The organism is Rhodococcus sp. IEGM 27 (genome assembly GCF_033142305.1).
Classification (GTDB): domain Bacteria; phylum Actinomycetota; class Actinomycetes; order Mycobacteriales; family Mycobacteriaceae; genus Rhodococcus_F; species Rhodococcus_F oxybenzonivorans.
The window spans coordinates 644,802-657,430 of sequence record NZ_JAWLSG010000004.1; the positions used below are offsets into that span (position 1 = coordinate 644,802).

Genomic DNA, 12,629 nt, shown 5'->3' on the forward strand with positions numbered 1-12,629 from the left:
TCACTCTCGGGCCGCGGCGCGGTGCGCCTGTCGTGCGGTGCGGGTGCTGTCGAACAACACGTCCCACTCGTCGTCGCTGAGTAGGCCACGCCGGTATGCCCGCCGCACCTCGTCCCAGCTGCCCTTGGCGTAGGCGTCCATCGACTGGTCGCCTTCGGTGGGTACATAGCCGTAGGTATAGTTCCAGTGCACCAGCGTGTCCATCATCTCGTCGTCGGTGATCACCCCGGCCGCGCGCTGGTAAATCACCTCCTGCGGGGTGTACTCGAGTTCGCCGGGCTGCTGCAGGACCCGTTGTGCGAGCCGGTGGACCTGCGTTGCCGAGATTTCCAGGAGATCAGCGATCTGGCGCAGCGTGAAACCCTCGTTCTGCGCCTTGCCGATCAGCCGCAGTCGGTCCAGCCGCAGGAGGTGTTCCCGCGCGGAGTTGGCAGCGAGAGCACTTTTGGTATTGGTGACGGTCATACCCACCCCTTTCCGAACTCGAGTCCCAAATTGTAACACCAATCTGGAAAATCTGACCGGCTGGTGATCGGAGCGGTACCCGCCCGGTCCGATTTGGACCGTGCCGGCTCGCTACACGGTTTCGCACGTCGGTGGCGGGTAGCCCGGACGCCCGGGACGCGTCCCGATGCGCACGCACGCCACCGTGCGCACGCGATTGCGCCTCAGCGCTCGACGCGCCAGGCGAGAAACCGGCGACGAACTACTGCAACCGGGGGGCATGCTGTCACCGCAGGTCAGATGCCCCCGCCCCTGCGAACCAGTCCTCGACCGGACGGACCGGTCGTCCTGCCGGCCGGGTGTCTGCGGCCCGTACTGTGTGCCCATGTCCGCCTGCCCCGGCAACCTCACCACCGACGCCGTGCTGCCGTCCCTGGCCACCGACGATGACGCCTCAGCGGCTCCCCATATCTTCGCGGCGGCGGCCCGTACCGGAACGGACATCGAACTGCGGATTCATACCTCCCTCACCCCGTTCGACGTCGCCGCCGAGCAGTGGTTCCCCGCTGCGGTCGGGTTCGTTGTCACGGTCATCGTGCACATCGTCGACGCGGCGACCGGCGGGCTGCGGTATCTGCCGCCTGCCGAACCTGCTGAGTCGGCGCGGGCGATCTTCTCCACCGCCGGCGCCGCGCACGGCTACTTCCTCGGCGCCGTCGACCCGAACACCGGCACCCATCGGCGCGGGCAGCTCGCCTACCGCCTCTACCTCGACACCGACCGTCAGGTGATACCCGTGCCGCGGCAGCTGGTCACCTGCCCGCACTACCTCCTACCTGGCCTCGACGGCAGAGCCGAGATCACCATTCCCACCACGGCCTGACCCCACCGCAGAATCCAGATATCGCGGCGCCGGCCCAACCCGACCGCACAAAGTCGGCTCGATCCCATCGGGACAGCCTGCGGACGACGACCTTTCGGATCGCCGACTGCAATCATGGTTGTCGTGCGGTCACCCTTTCGCCACGGCGACGACGTCCCAAGCCGCAAACCCCTCCCCTCCCCCGCCGGCCACACCTCGGGTCAGGTCACATCCTCGGTGGGAGCGGAGACGGCATTGTCCTTGATCGACGCAATCCCGTTCTGCGCCGCCGCCTTCGAGGTGCACCCCTGGCTGGCCGCGATGATCTCCCCATTGGCCGCCTTCAGGTGAAACCGCAACTTGCCGGCCCGCGTCCGTGAAAAGCTCGAACTTCGCAGCCATCGCCCCTCCCCGGCGTGAGCCCACGCCGGTCGCGGACACCGCCCACTCACGGCAGGCGCACCAACCCTCATCGGCGGCGGAACCGCCGTTACGGCCAGGCGCGTGACCCCCTTCCGGGGACATGTCATCTTCGCAGGTCAGTCGACGTGTTCGGCCTCGGCCTCCACCGCGCCCGGGCAGAACCACCGCAGTGGGAGATGGGGCCACCCATCAACAAGATCGAAAATAATGTGATGGTGTGGATCACAATCCCTGGACTTCCCCACCGCTCACGAAGATCACTCATGCGCCGCTCGTCACTACGTGCAGGTTGACCGTGTAGCGCCCCTGCCAGCTGATATCCCTCGTTGGCGGGGGCTGCGCTTGACTGTCCCCCAACACAACCCACACCGCCACCGGCTGCCACCGATGTCCCCGGCCCCCGACTGCCCGCCGACAGTGTCACTCACGAGACGGTCGCCGCCGCCCGCGACCGGGGCCCGCCCACTCGGCGCTCGACCGACCAGCCGACACCCACTCCTCCGGCAGTGTCAGGGTGCACCCAGCTCGGCAACCCGATACCCCAGGACCAGCGACGAACTCCCCGTCGCCCTCCTGGACTACGTACCGTCAGGAGGCGGATCAGTTCAACACCTGGTCAGTCCTGCCACCACGGGGAGAACCCTGCAGCCCGGTCGCCCCTCGGGGGCGCGGCCCCCATGTGGTTCTTCCACCGGCCAGGGTCGGTCTACCCGGCGAATCCTGACGTGCTCGGATCGGCAGTGAGGTCGTCGGTGTCGGCGAAGACCAGGCGACCGTCGTCGAGGGCGACAGCCCACCGATGCACCGGAGCCCAGGCATGCCCGCGCTCCTCGGTGTCGGTCAGCTCGGCGTAATCCTCGACGATTCGACCGGTCTGCGCCGGCTCGGACGGCAGGCGCACCAGCACCCGCGCGCCCGCGCCGAGCGGACCGGGTTCGGGTCGCGGACTGTGATCCTTCTTCTCGGGCATCGGTCTGCGCCTTCCTGTCGGCTACACGCCCGGATCATAAGCAGCTCACCGACGAAACCTCCTGCTCGCCGCTGACCGGGCCTAGCGATCGATAACGAACCGACCGAACTCCGGGTCTTGCGACTGCGCCAACGGTGGCTCCCATCGCTCGGCGAGCACCAGCTCATTACCTCAGCACCGGCCCCGGGCGCCGTCGACACGCACAACGCTGTCACCGGGGTCGACGTCGTCCGGGACCGCCACTCCGTTACCGGGGATTCTTCTCGGTGACCGCGGTCGCCGGGTGCACGGCGATCAGGCCGAAACCTTGGCGCCGCGTGCACAGGCGCGCCAGCTCGCGATACGCGGCCTTACCGAGCAACTCGGTCAGCTCCGGCGCATACGACTGCCACACCGGTTTGGCGCCGACGTGCGCGTCCGGCGAGCCGGAGCAGTACCAGTTCAGGTCCGCGCCGCCCTCACCCCAGCCACGGCGGTCGTACTCGGTGATCGTCGTCTTCAGAATCTGCTCGCCGTCGGGTCGCTCCACCCATTCCTGGGTGCGCCGGATCGGCAGCTGCCAGCACACGTCCGGCTTCACCTTAAGCGGCTCGATCCCGCGCTCGAGCGCCATCGAGTGCAGCGCGCACCCGATGCCACCCGCGAAGCCGGGACGGTTCAGGAAGATGCACGCACCCCGGTAGCGGCGGGTTCGCAGCGCCGGCTCGTCGTCGAGCTCGTCTTCCTCGATGTACCCCCTTTTCCCGAGACCCTGCTTCATGAACTGCCAATCCTGAGGTCTGAGCAGCTTCACGGACTCGTGCAGCCTTTCGACGTCCTCCTCGTCGGTGAAGAAGGCGCCGTGCGAGCAGCAGCCGTCGTCGGGTCGGCCCGCGATGATGCCCTGGCAGGCCGGGGTACCGAACACACAGGTCCAGTGCGAGAGAAGCCACGTCATGTCCGCGGCGATGAGATGCCCGGAGTCGTCGGGATCGAGGAACTCCACCCATTCCCGAGCGAAGTCGAGCGCCACCTCGGGGCTCGGCGTCATCTTGTGCGCATGCCCCGCACTACCTGCTGTCACAAACCCCCACGGTAGCCGACCCAGATAACAGACAAGGACCGATCCGATCCCGCCCGGGAACGAAGATGTTCGCCCCGGCTCTCGCCGATACACCTGTTTCATCACCGCGGTGAATGTTCGGTCAATCAAACCCCGGTGCCGTTGCCGCGCAATGGAATCGACGTCGATTTCGCCCGGGGTGTGGTGTCCGAGCCTCGACCCCCCGGAACCCCTCGCCGCCGCGTCGATAGCCAGCTGGTTACGCCTACAGCGCCGACCGTTACCGGTCGGAACGAGCCTGTGTCGACTGGCAGGTCACACCCGATGAGGACCAGCGGGACGGTTCGACGTGTACACCGTCGGACAGACACTGCATTCGACGTCGTCGTATAAATTTGGGACGCGCACGACTAGGTCGAGGCCAAAGTAGACAAGGTAGACCCTTTGTCGTGTCGAACGCTGACATCATCACGCACGAACTTCCCACCCGAGCGAAAGGCGGCCGGCCCGGACGAAACCGGCACTCCGAAGCTGACCGGGCCTCATCCGTCCGAGATGCACGTGCAGATCCACCACGGTCGCATGATCAAGTTGGCCGAGCAGTCCTGGAACAAACTACAACGACATGGTTCGCCCGCGAGCAACGACGACAGGTACATCTGCGCGTGATCTGGCGAAGCAAGCGAGATCGTGGCGCACGCAGGACCCTCGGACCGGCTAGCGAGGCGGATTGATACGGGGGTTTATGTTGGATCAGCAAGGTTTCAGTGGTCTGTGTTCGATGATGGAGAGATCAGGGATGAGCGAGGAAGTCGGTGACTTCATCCCCGCGGTCGCGCGGGAGATGCTGAGCCGCCGCGACGAGTTCATTGGCGACCTGTTGTCGGTGACCCGCTCCCAGATTCACGCGTTGGACCTCGATCCGCGGCTGCGGGGCCTGCTCGAGGCCAGTGTTACCGAGAACATCGTGGCGGCCGTGCATTTCCTGGAGAACGACACTCCTGAAGAGGACCTCGAAGCCCCCACCGCGGCGATTGTGTACGCGCGAACGCTGGCTCAGCGCGACGTGCCGTTGTCGGCGCTGATCCGCGCCTACCGAATCGGGCATGCCCGTTTTCTCGATGCGGCGATGCGGTACGCCGTCGAGATGGATGGCGGCAGCAGTTCGGCCACCATCATCCGGTTGGTCAACAGGTCGGCGCAGTACATCGACCGGGTCTGCGAGCAGGTTGGGCTGGCCTACGAGCAGGAGCGGGACCGCTGGGTGGGTAGTCGCAGCGGATTGCGGCAGCAGTGGGTCGCGCAACTGTTGGATGGGTCGGTCACCGATATCCGGCAGGCCGAAGAAGCGTTGGACTATTCGCTCACCGGGACGCATGTCGGGGTCGATGCTTGGGCGGATCCCACGGTGTCACCACACGAAGCGGTGACCGTGCTGGACCAGTTGCGGGCGTTGCTGTTTCCCGTGCTCGGGGCGGTCGGGCGGCCGTTGATGGTGCCCACCGACGAACGTGAGGTTCGGATGTGGTTCTCGGTTGCCGGCACCGCGGAGATCGATGTCGATCGGATCGCGCAGGTGTTGGCCGGCGCTTCGCTGCCGGTGCAGGTCGCCGTCGGATGCCCGGAGTCAGGGGTCGAGGGGTTTCGGCGCAGCCTGGAACAGGCTGACCGTGTCCGTGAGATCGCCATGGCATCCGGCGCTGGTCCGCGGGTTATCTCCTACGCGCAGGTGGCGTCGATCGCATTGATGGTCGGCGATCTCGACGCGGTCCGAAGGTTCGTCATCGGATGCCTTGGCGATCTCGCGGTCGACGACGACCGGAATATGTGGTTGCGTGAGACGCTGCGGGTGTTCCTAGCCAAGAACCGCAGTTTCGCGGCCGCTGCCGAGTCGATGACGCTGCACCGCAATACCATTCAGTATCGGGTGCAACAGGCGATGGATCTGAGCGGGCACAACTTCGATGACAGCGAGCGCACCTTGGATGTGCAGTTGGCCCTGCAGGCGGCGCGGTGGTTGGGATCGGCCGTGCTGCGCGCACCGAACACAGGTGAGGGTGGAGGTGTCACCGCCGGTCGCGTGGGTCGCCGCCGGGGGCGCCGGCGAGGTTGATCGCGGCACGAACCCGGGTGTCTGCCGCGAGCCGGGAGTCGAGCAGTGAGAGCGCACCGCGGGCGAACAGTCCCGAGGTGACCCACCAGGGCATGGTGGCCCGCGCCGATCGCCGTTCGATTCCGCGCACGATCTTCGCGCCGGCGGTATCGAGTTCCATGGGTTCGGTAATGAACGAGGGAAAGGCGTTGCGTAGTGTTGCGGCCTGTCCCCGCAGCGCCCGGCCGAGATGCTCGACCCGGCCTTGCTCACCGCTTACGAGGCGTTGAGCGCGCCGTTGAGAAAGGCGTAGATCGACTCGATCAGCAGCAGGGGCCACCGCGGTCGATCACGTGCGGAAAGGTGGCTTTCACCGGCGGCGGCAGGGTGCCCGGCCCCAGTCCGGATCGGTCACAAGCTCGGTTCCTGTCTGCGTTGCCATCGGAGTCGGTGAGGAGGGTCAGCTGTGGCTGAGGGTCTTGTTCATCAGGCGGTTGACCCAGGCCGGTGCGAAGCGGGAGCCGGTGGCGAGCAGCTTCGCCTGTCTTCCGACCGGGTGGTGCACTTTGGGTAGCCACCGCCGTGCCGGGTGGGTGGTGAGGTCGCACAGGTCGCGGGCGACGTCGTCGGCGGTGAGGTGGACACCGAGCTAGCAGGTCGTGCCGGTGCTGACCCCGGCGACCATGCCGGTGTCCACGAACAGCGGCCAGAGCGCCAGGACCCGGATATCGTATGTGCGCCATTCGAGTTCGAGTGCCTCGGTCAGCCCGCGGAGGGCGAATTTGGTGGCCGAGTAGGTCGCGAGTTCGGGTTGGCCGTAAATCGCCGACGCCGAGCACATATTGACGACCTGAGCACCGGGGGTGTCGCGCAGGTAGGGGAACGCGATGTGGGTGCCGATGAGCGCACCCCGGAGGTTGATGTCGAGCATCCGGGTATGTGCTGTCAGGGGGATGGCGTCGAATCGGCCGGCGGTCAGCACGCAGGCGTTGTTGACGAGAAGGTCGAGTCGGTGCGTGTCGGCGGTGAAGTCGGCCAGTCGGGTCGTCCAGTCGCTGGGATCGGTGACGTCGAGGTGGCCGATGGTGGGATCACAGCCCTCCGAGTTGATCTGCTCGAGCAGACCAGCGAGGCCGCTCTGGTCGATGTCGTAGGCGCCGACGCGGTAGCCGCGGCGGGCGAAGGTCACCGCCGTGGCACGTCCGATGCCGGAGGCGGCGCCGGTGATCAGGACCGTCCGGGCAGCGGGGAACGAAGTCATGGTTACCTCACGGGATCAGGGATGGGGCGGGGGCGCTCGTCGAAGTGCCCGGCCTGGCGGGTCGGGTCACCGTAACCACGGGACGAGACCAACCGGGAGACTTTCCCTCAAACTTCATGCGGGCCGCACAAAAGCTGAGGTGAGTTTCGGGCGACGAACATATGGTGCGCGTCACACCACGGGCCGTAGCGTGGTGTCAGCGCAGGTGAGCACCGCGCGATCGAAGGAGACCTCATGCATTTCGCTGCACTGCCAGATGTGCGTGCCGACCAATCGCCCACTGCGCCGTGTGTCGCCGACGACACCACCGGACGTGTCGGCAACGCCCAGTTCCACGACTTGGTGCGCACCTACGCCGACCGGTTGTCGGTGGCCGGTGTGGCCGCCGGAGATGTCGTCGCGGTGATGTTGCCGAACCGCCTCGAACTGATCGTGGCGTTGTTCGCGGCATGGCGCCTGGGCGCTGCCGCGACCCCGATCAACCCGTCACTGACCTCCGCCGAGGTCGGCTACCAGTTGACCGATTCCGGGGCGCACGCGCTGATCTGCAGCGACGGGGCAGGTGAGGACACTGCGGTTCCGGTGCTGCTGACCTTGTCGGATCTGGACCGCCACACGGGAACCGGTCCCCCGGTGACACCCGACGACTTCGCCACCGACACACTGGCCCTGCTCGTCTACACCAGCGGCACCACCGGCAAGCCCAAGGGCGTCGAGCTCACCCACGCAAACATCACTGCGATGGCCGAGACCATGATCGCGGCGATGGCGTTGACCGCCGACGATCACAGCCTGCTGATCCTGCCCTTGTTCCACGTCAACGGCATCGTGGTCAGCGTCCTGTCACCGCTGCTCGCCGGCGGGCAGGCCACCGTGGCGGGGCGTTTCGCGCCGACCACCTTCTTCGACAAGGTCCACGCGGCGAAGCCCACATACTTCTCCGCCGTCCCGGCGATCTACGCCATGCTCTCCACCCTCCCCGACGAGGTGCAGCCGGACACCTCCTCGCTGCGATTCGCGGTCTGCGGTGCGGCGCCGATGCCGGTGGAACTACTCATCGGGTTCGAGCAGCGCTACCACATCCCGGTCATCGAGGGCTACGGCCTGTCAGAGGCCACCTGCGCCAGCACCAGCAACCCCCTCGGCGGGGTCCGCAAGCCCGGCACGGTCGGCCCCGCCCTGCCAGGTCAGCAGATCGCGATCGTCGACGGCCACGGCAACTTCGTCACCGACGGCTCCGCCGGTGAGGTAGTCGTCAAGGGCCCCACCGTCATGCGCGGCTACCTCGGCCGCCCCGAGGAAACCGCGCGAACCGTCACCGATGGCTGGCTCCACACCGGCGACGTCGGACGACTCGACGAGGACGGCTACCTGACCCTGGTCGACCGCAAGAAGGACATGATCATCCGCGGCGGAGAGAACATCTACCCCAAGGAGATCGAGTCCGCGATCTACACCCACCCGCAGGTCCTCGAGGCCGCCGTCGTCGGCCGGGCCCACCCGGTGTTCGGCGAAGTGCCGGTCGCATTCGTCTCCTACCGGGACGGCGCCGAGATCAGTGCGGAGCAGATGCTCGATCATCTGCGGAAATCGTTGGCCAAGTTCAAACTTCCCGCCGAGATCGTCAGTCTCGACGAGGTACCGAAAAACCCGGTCGGCAAGATCGACAAGCCCACCCTGCGCACGCGGCTGACCGAGTCGTCGGTCTGATCCCCTCCCCCTTCGTTCCTCCCATCACCACGAGATAGGCCCCACCATGGGATTCACCACCCCCGACCTTCCGGACATCGAGTACAGCGACTGGAAAGCCCGCACCCGCGGCGAACGTCTGAAAATCGCCGCCCAACACTGGGTCGAGCACGGCTTCGGAACCCCCTACGCGGTATATGTGCTCTACATCGTCAAATGCGCCTTCTACGTGGCCGGCGCCGCCGCCGTGATCTCCCTGACCCCGGGCCTCGGTTCGCTCACCGACATCGGATCATGGTGGACCGAACCCATCGTCTACGAAAAACTCGTCATCTGGACGCTGCTCTACGAGATTATCGGGATCGGTTGCGGATTCGGACCGCTGACGTTGCGGTTCCTGCCCCCGATCGGTGGCTTCCTCTACTTCCTGCGCCCCGGCACCCTGCGCCTGCCCCCGTGGCCGACCAAGGTTCCACTCACCCGCGGCGACCAACGCACCCTGGTCGACGTCGGCCTCTACGTGATCGTGCTCGCCTCCGGCGTGTGGGCACTGCTGCAACCCGGCCAGGGTGGACCGGTCACCGAGGCCGGTGACGTCGGGCTGATCGATCCGGTCGCCGTGATCCCGCTGATCGCTGCCCTCGGCCTGCTCGGTCTGCGGGACAAGACGGTCTTCCTCGCCGCCCGGGCCGAACAGTTCTGGCTGACCCTGTTCGTGTTCTTCTTCCCCTTCGTCGACATGATCATCGGCTTCAAGCTCATCATGCTTGCCCTGTGGTGGGGCGCGGCGACTTCCAAGCTCAACCACCACTTCCCCCACGTGGTCGCGGTGATGATGAGCAACAGCCCCCTGATGCGGATCAAGTGGCTCAAGCGGAAGATGTACCTCGACCCGCCGACCGATCTGCGGCCCTCGCTGCTGCCGAAGATCCTCGCGCACACCGGCACCGCCGTCGAGTACCTCGTACCCGTCTACCTGGTGTTCCTCGGCGACGGCGGCCCGCTGACCTGGGCGGCGATCATCTTCATGGCCCTGTTCCACCTGCACATCATCTCCACCGTCCCGATGGGTGTGCCGCTCGAGTGGAACATCTTCTTCATCTTCTCCCTGTTCTACCTTTTCGGGCACTACGGCTCGATCAGCGTGTTCGACCTCAGCTCCCCCCTGCTGCTGGTCATCCTCCTGATCGGTCTTCTCGCGATCCCCACCCTCGGACACATTCGTCCGCAATGGATTTCGTTCCTTCCCGCGATGCGCTACTACGCCGGCAACTGGGCGACGAGCGCCTGGTGCTTCCGCGGGGACGCCGAGCAGAAAATCGACCAGCACGTGAAGAAGGTCGCCGCGCTGCCCTCCACCCAGCTGGCCCGGCTCTACGGACCCGAGATCGCCGACATCATGCTCACCAAGGGCCAGGTCTGGCGGTCGATGCACACCCACGGGCGCGCCCTCAACGGGTTGATCACCCGCGCAGTCGACAACGAGGACGACTACACCATCCGCGACGGCGAATTCATCGCCGGCCCCACCCTCGGCTGGAACTTCGGCGAGGGCCACCTGCACAACCAGCAGCTCCTCGCCGCACTGCAGCGCCGCTGCCACTTCGACGCAGGGGAACTGCGCGTGGTCATCCTCGAATCGCAGCCGATGCACCGGCAGCGGCAGGCGTACAAGATCGTCGACGCGAAAACCGGAGTCCTCGAAGAGGGGTACGTGCTGGTCGAAGACATGCTCAGCCGCCAACCGTGGCCCGAGGCCGCCGACTCGTTCCCCGTCTACCGCACCAGCCGCAACGACGGGCCGGACCGCCACACCGCAGGGCTGCGATGAGCACCGCCGTCGTCGTCGGATCCGGCCCCAACGGACTCGCCGCCGCCCTCACCCTCGCCGAAGCCGGGCTCGAGGTGACCGTCCTGGAAGCCAAACCGGTCATCGGTGGTGGCACCCGGACCAGTGAGCTGACCCTGCCCGGGCTGCTGCACGACGACTGCTCCGCCGTCCACCCGATGACCGTGGCCTCCCCCTTCATCCAGTCCCACGACCTCGCCCGGCACGGGTTGCGGTGGGCGTGGCCGGAGGTGGACATGGCCCACCCCCTCGACGGCGGCCGCGCCGCCACCCTGCTGCACTCCCTGGATGCGACCAGTGACCTGCTCGGCGCCGACGGACCCGCGTGGCGCCGCCAATTCACACCTCTGGTCGATCATTTCGACGAGCTGCTGCAGGATCTGTTCCGGCCGATGCTGCACCTTCCCCGCCACCCCGTTTCCCTGGCCCGCTTCGGGGTGCAGGCCCTGCTTCCGGCCACCACCCTGGCTCACCGGTGGAAGAGCGAGGAAGCGCGCGCCCTCTTCGGTGGCGTCGCCGCCCACGCGTTCTACCCGCTGACGATGCCGTCGACCTCCGCGGTCGGACTGATGATCACCGCCGCCGGCCACCGCTACGGGTGGCCGGTCGCCGAGGGCGGATCCCGCGCGATCTCCGACGCCATTGCCTCCCGCCTGTCCGAACTCGGAGCGAAGATCGAACCCGGCATCACCGTGCGCTCGCTCGACGAACTGCCTCCGTCGGACATCGTCATGCTCGACACCACCCCGAGGGCGGCGGCCGAGATCGCCGGCGACCGATTACCCACCCGGGTGCGCCGCGCCTACCAGCGATACCGGCACGGCCCCGCCGCATTCAAACTCGACATCGCCCTCGACGGCGACATCCCGTGGACCCACCCATCCTGCCGACGGGCCGGCACCGTCCACGTGGGAGGCACATTCGAGGACATCGTCGCCGCCGAGAAAGCAGTGGGCAGGGGCATCATGCCGGAGCGGCCCTTCGTCCTCGTCGGCCAGCAGTACCTTGCCGACCCCAGCCGCTCCGCGAACGGCAAGAACCCGATCTGGGCCTACGCCCACGTCCCCCACGGCTACGGCGGAAACGCCACCGACGCCATCGTCGACCAGATCGAACGCTTCGCCCCCGGATTCCGCGACCAGATCCTCGCCATTCACCTCCGCTCCGCCACCGACATGGAAACCTACAACCCCAACTACATCGGCGGCGACATCCTCACCGGCCGCAACGACCCCCTCCAGGTCGTCATGCGACCCCGGATCAGCCTCGACCCCTACCGCACCGGCATCCCCGGCACCTACCTGTGCTCGGCCGCCACCCCACCAGGCACCGGCGTGCACGGAATGTGCGGCTACAACGCCGCCACCTCCGCACTGAAAACCCTGCACCGCTAGCCCGACACGGCAAACCACCAACACAACCTGCGAGCCTCCCTCGCGGCCACGACCACGCGCGGACACCACCGACCGCGCAACACAGGACACCGCGTCGACCTGTCGATCACACCGCCGCTCCACCGGACGACTCGAATCACAGAGAGGCCCACCATGACCGAGTTCATTCTCTGGATCCTCCCGCTGGTGATCTTCATGCTCTCCCCAGCACTGGCCCCGACTCTGATCCACGGATGCGGACACCTCTACGACAAACTGCGACCAACCGCCACAATCGAGAACGCACGAGACGGAGACTGTGATCGGATGTAACTGTGGGGTAGGGGAACTCACGAAGCGCCAGAACTTCACCGCCTCCACCCACGATCTGGACCGCTATGCGCACCCACAGATTTCGGTTCACGCTGCGGACCACACCCTCACTCCCTCGATTACAGGGCTTTCGACACTGAGCTCCGACCCGACTCGTTTCCAGACCGAGCCGCCAGCCTGCTACCCGGCCTCCTGGCAGCTACCCGGGGGCTGTGGGACTGTCGGGATAACGGTTGAACTGGCTCTGGCCGACACGCCGAGTTAGCTTGGCGAGAAGGCAAGACAATGACC

The 12,629-nt window shown here is 66.6% G+C and carries 10 protein-coding genes and 2 pseudogenes; 6 read left to right on the forward strand and 6 right to left on the reverse strand.

Annotated features, from left to right (window positions below):
• Positions 1 to 465 (reverse strand): winged helix-turn-helix domain-containing protein, encoded by a 465-nt coding sequence (locus R4P95_RS17840; protein WP_317745737.1) that lies wholly within the window; start codon positions 463 to 465, stop codon positions 1 to 3.
• Between the two features lie 364 nt (positions 466 to 829).
• Here R4P95_RS17840 and R4P95_RS17845 point away from each other — a divergent pair, with 364 nt between their 5' ends.
• Positions 830 to 1,327 (forward strand): N-formylglutamate amidohydrolase, encoded by a 498-nt coding sequence (locus tag R4P95_RS17845; protein ID WP_317745736.1) that lies wholly within the window; start codon positions 830 to 832, stop codon positions 1,325 to 1,327.
• A 200-nt stretch (positions 1,328 to 1,527) separates the two neighbouring features.
• Here R4P95_RS17845 and R4P95_RS17850 read toward each other — a convergent pair.
• From R4P95_RS17850 to R4P95_RS17860, 3 genes and pseudogenes are all read right to left on the reverse strand, one after another.
• A pseudogene (locus tag R4P95_RS17850) lies at positions 1,528 to 1,708 on the reverse strand (YegP family protein).
• Positions 1,709 to 2,435: 727 nt separating this feature from the next.
• On the reverse strand, positions 2,436 to 2,699 hold the full coding sequence (locus R4P95_RS17855; protein ID WP_317745735.1) for a hypothetical protein: 264 nt from the start codon (positions 2,697 to 2,699) through the stop codon (positions 2,436 to 2,438).
• Between the two features lie 247 nt (positions 2,700 to 2,946).
• Entirely contained in the window at positions 2,947 to 3,729 is a 783-nt protein-coding gene (locus R4P95_RS17860) for a hypothetical protein (protein ID WP_317746093.1), read from the reverse strand.
• Positions 3,730 to 4,540: 811 nt separating this feature from the next.
• Between R4P95_RS17860 and R4P95_RS17865 the strand changes: the two genes are divergently transcribed.
• A complete protein-coding gene (locus R4P95_RS17865) occupies positions 4,541 to 5,854 on the forward strand; it encodes a PucR family transcriptional regulator (protein WP_317745734.1) in 1,314 nt (437 codons plus the stop codon).
• On the opposite strand, the gene R4P95_RS17870 is transcribed toward R4P95_RS17865, so the two are convergent.
• Both R4P95_RS17870 and R4P95_RS17875 read right to left on the reverse strand, forming a co-directional pair.
• Positions 5,808 to 6,173: a hypothetical protein gene (locus R4P95_RS17870; RefSeq protein WP_317758327.1), complete on the reverse strand. Its 366-nt coding sequence runs from the start codon at positions 6,171 to 6,173 to the stop codon at positions 5,808 to 5,810. The two genes, R4P95_RS17865 and R4P95_RS17870, sit on opposite strands and share 47 nt — an antisense overlap.
• A gap of 120 nt (positions 6,174 to 6,293) precedes the next feature.
• Positions 6,294 to 7,094 (reverse strand): annotated as a pseudogene (locus R4P95_RS17875) (SDR family oxidoreductase).
• A 234-nt stretch (positions 7,095 to 7,328) separates the two neighbouring features.
• Between R4P95_RS17875 and R4P95_RS17880 the strand changes: the two are divergent.
• The 4 genes from R4P95_RS17880 to R4P95_RS17895 all read left to right on the forward strand — a co-directional run bounded on the left by R4P95_RS17880 (position 7,329) and on the right by R4P95_RS17895 (position 12,338).
• Positions 7,329 to 8,804, forward strand: a complete 1,476-nt coding sequence (locus tag R4P95_RS17880; RefSeq protein WP_317745733.1) for a class I adenylate-forming enzyme family protein — start codon at positions 7,329 to 7,331, stop codon at positions 8,802 to 8,804.
• Positions 8,805 to 8,850: 46 nt separating this feature from the next.
• Positions 8,851 to 10,614: a DUF3556 domain-containing protein gene (locus tag R4P95_RS17885; RefSeq protein WP_317745732.1), complete on the forward strand. Its 1,764-nt coding sequence runs from the start codon at positions 8,851 to 8,853 to the stop codon at positions 10,612 to 10,614.
• Positions 10,611 to 12,026, forward strand: coding sequence for an NAD(P)/FAD-dependent oxidoreductase (locus R4P95_RS17890; protein ID WP_317745731.1), 1,416 nt, complete (start codon positions 10,611 to 10,613; stop codon positions 12,024 to 12,026). Before R4P95_RS17885 ends, R4P95_RS17890 begins: the two co-directional genes overlap by 4 nt.
• A 153-nt stretch (positions 12,027 to 12,179) precedes the next feature.
• Complete coding sequence (locus R4P95_RS17895) at positions 12,180 to 12,338, forward strand: hypothetical protein (RefSeq protein WP_213576383.1); 159 nt, start codon at positions 12,180 to 12,182, stop codon at positions 12,336 to 12,338.
• Positions 12,339 to 12,629 lie beyond the last annotated feature (291 nt).

Excerpts from the sequence above, each read along its gene's own strand:
- R4P95_RS17840 (WP_317745737.1), bottom strand. The coding sequence starts at position 465 with ATGACCGTCACCAATACCAAAAGTGCTCTCGCTGCCAACTCCGCGCGG.
- R4P95_RS17845 (WP_317745736.1), top strand. The coding sequence starts at position 830 with ATGTCCGCCTGCCCCGGCAACCTCACCACCGACGCCGTGCTGCCGTCC.
- R4P95_RS17855 (WP_317745735.1), bottom strand. The coding sequence starts at position 2,699 with ATGCCCGAGAAGAAGGATCACAGTCCGCGACCCGAACCCGGTCCGCTC.
- R4P95_RS17860 (WP_317746093.1), bottom strand. The coding sequence starts at position 3,729 with ATGACGCCGAGCCCCGAGGTGGCGCTCGACTTCGCTCGGGAATGGGTG.
- R4P95_RS17865 (WP_317745734.1), top strand. The coding sequence starts at position 4,541 with ATGAGCGAGGAAGTCGGTGACTTCATCCCCGCGGTCGCGCGGGAGATG.
- R4P95_RS17880 (WP_317745733.1), top strand. The coding sequence starts at position 7,329 with ATGCATTTCGCTGCACTGCCAGATGTGCGTGCCGACCAATCGCCCACT.
- R4P95_RS17885 (WP_317745732.1), top strand. The coding sequence starts at position 8,851 with ATGGGATTCACCACCCCCGACCTTCCGGACATCGAGTACAGCGACTGG.
- R4P95_RS17890 (WP_317745731.1), top strand. The coding sequence starts at position 10,611 with ATGAGCACCGCCGTCGTCGTCGGATCCGGCCCCAACGGACTCGCCGCC.
- R4P95_RS17895 (WP_213576383.1), top strand. The coding sequence starts at position 12,180 with ATGACCGAGTTCATTCTCTGGATCCTCCCGCTGGTGATCTTCATGCTC.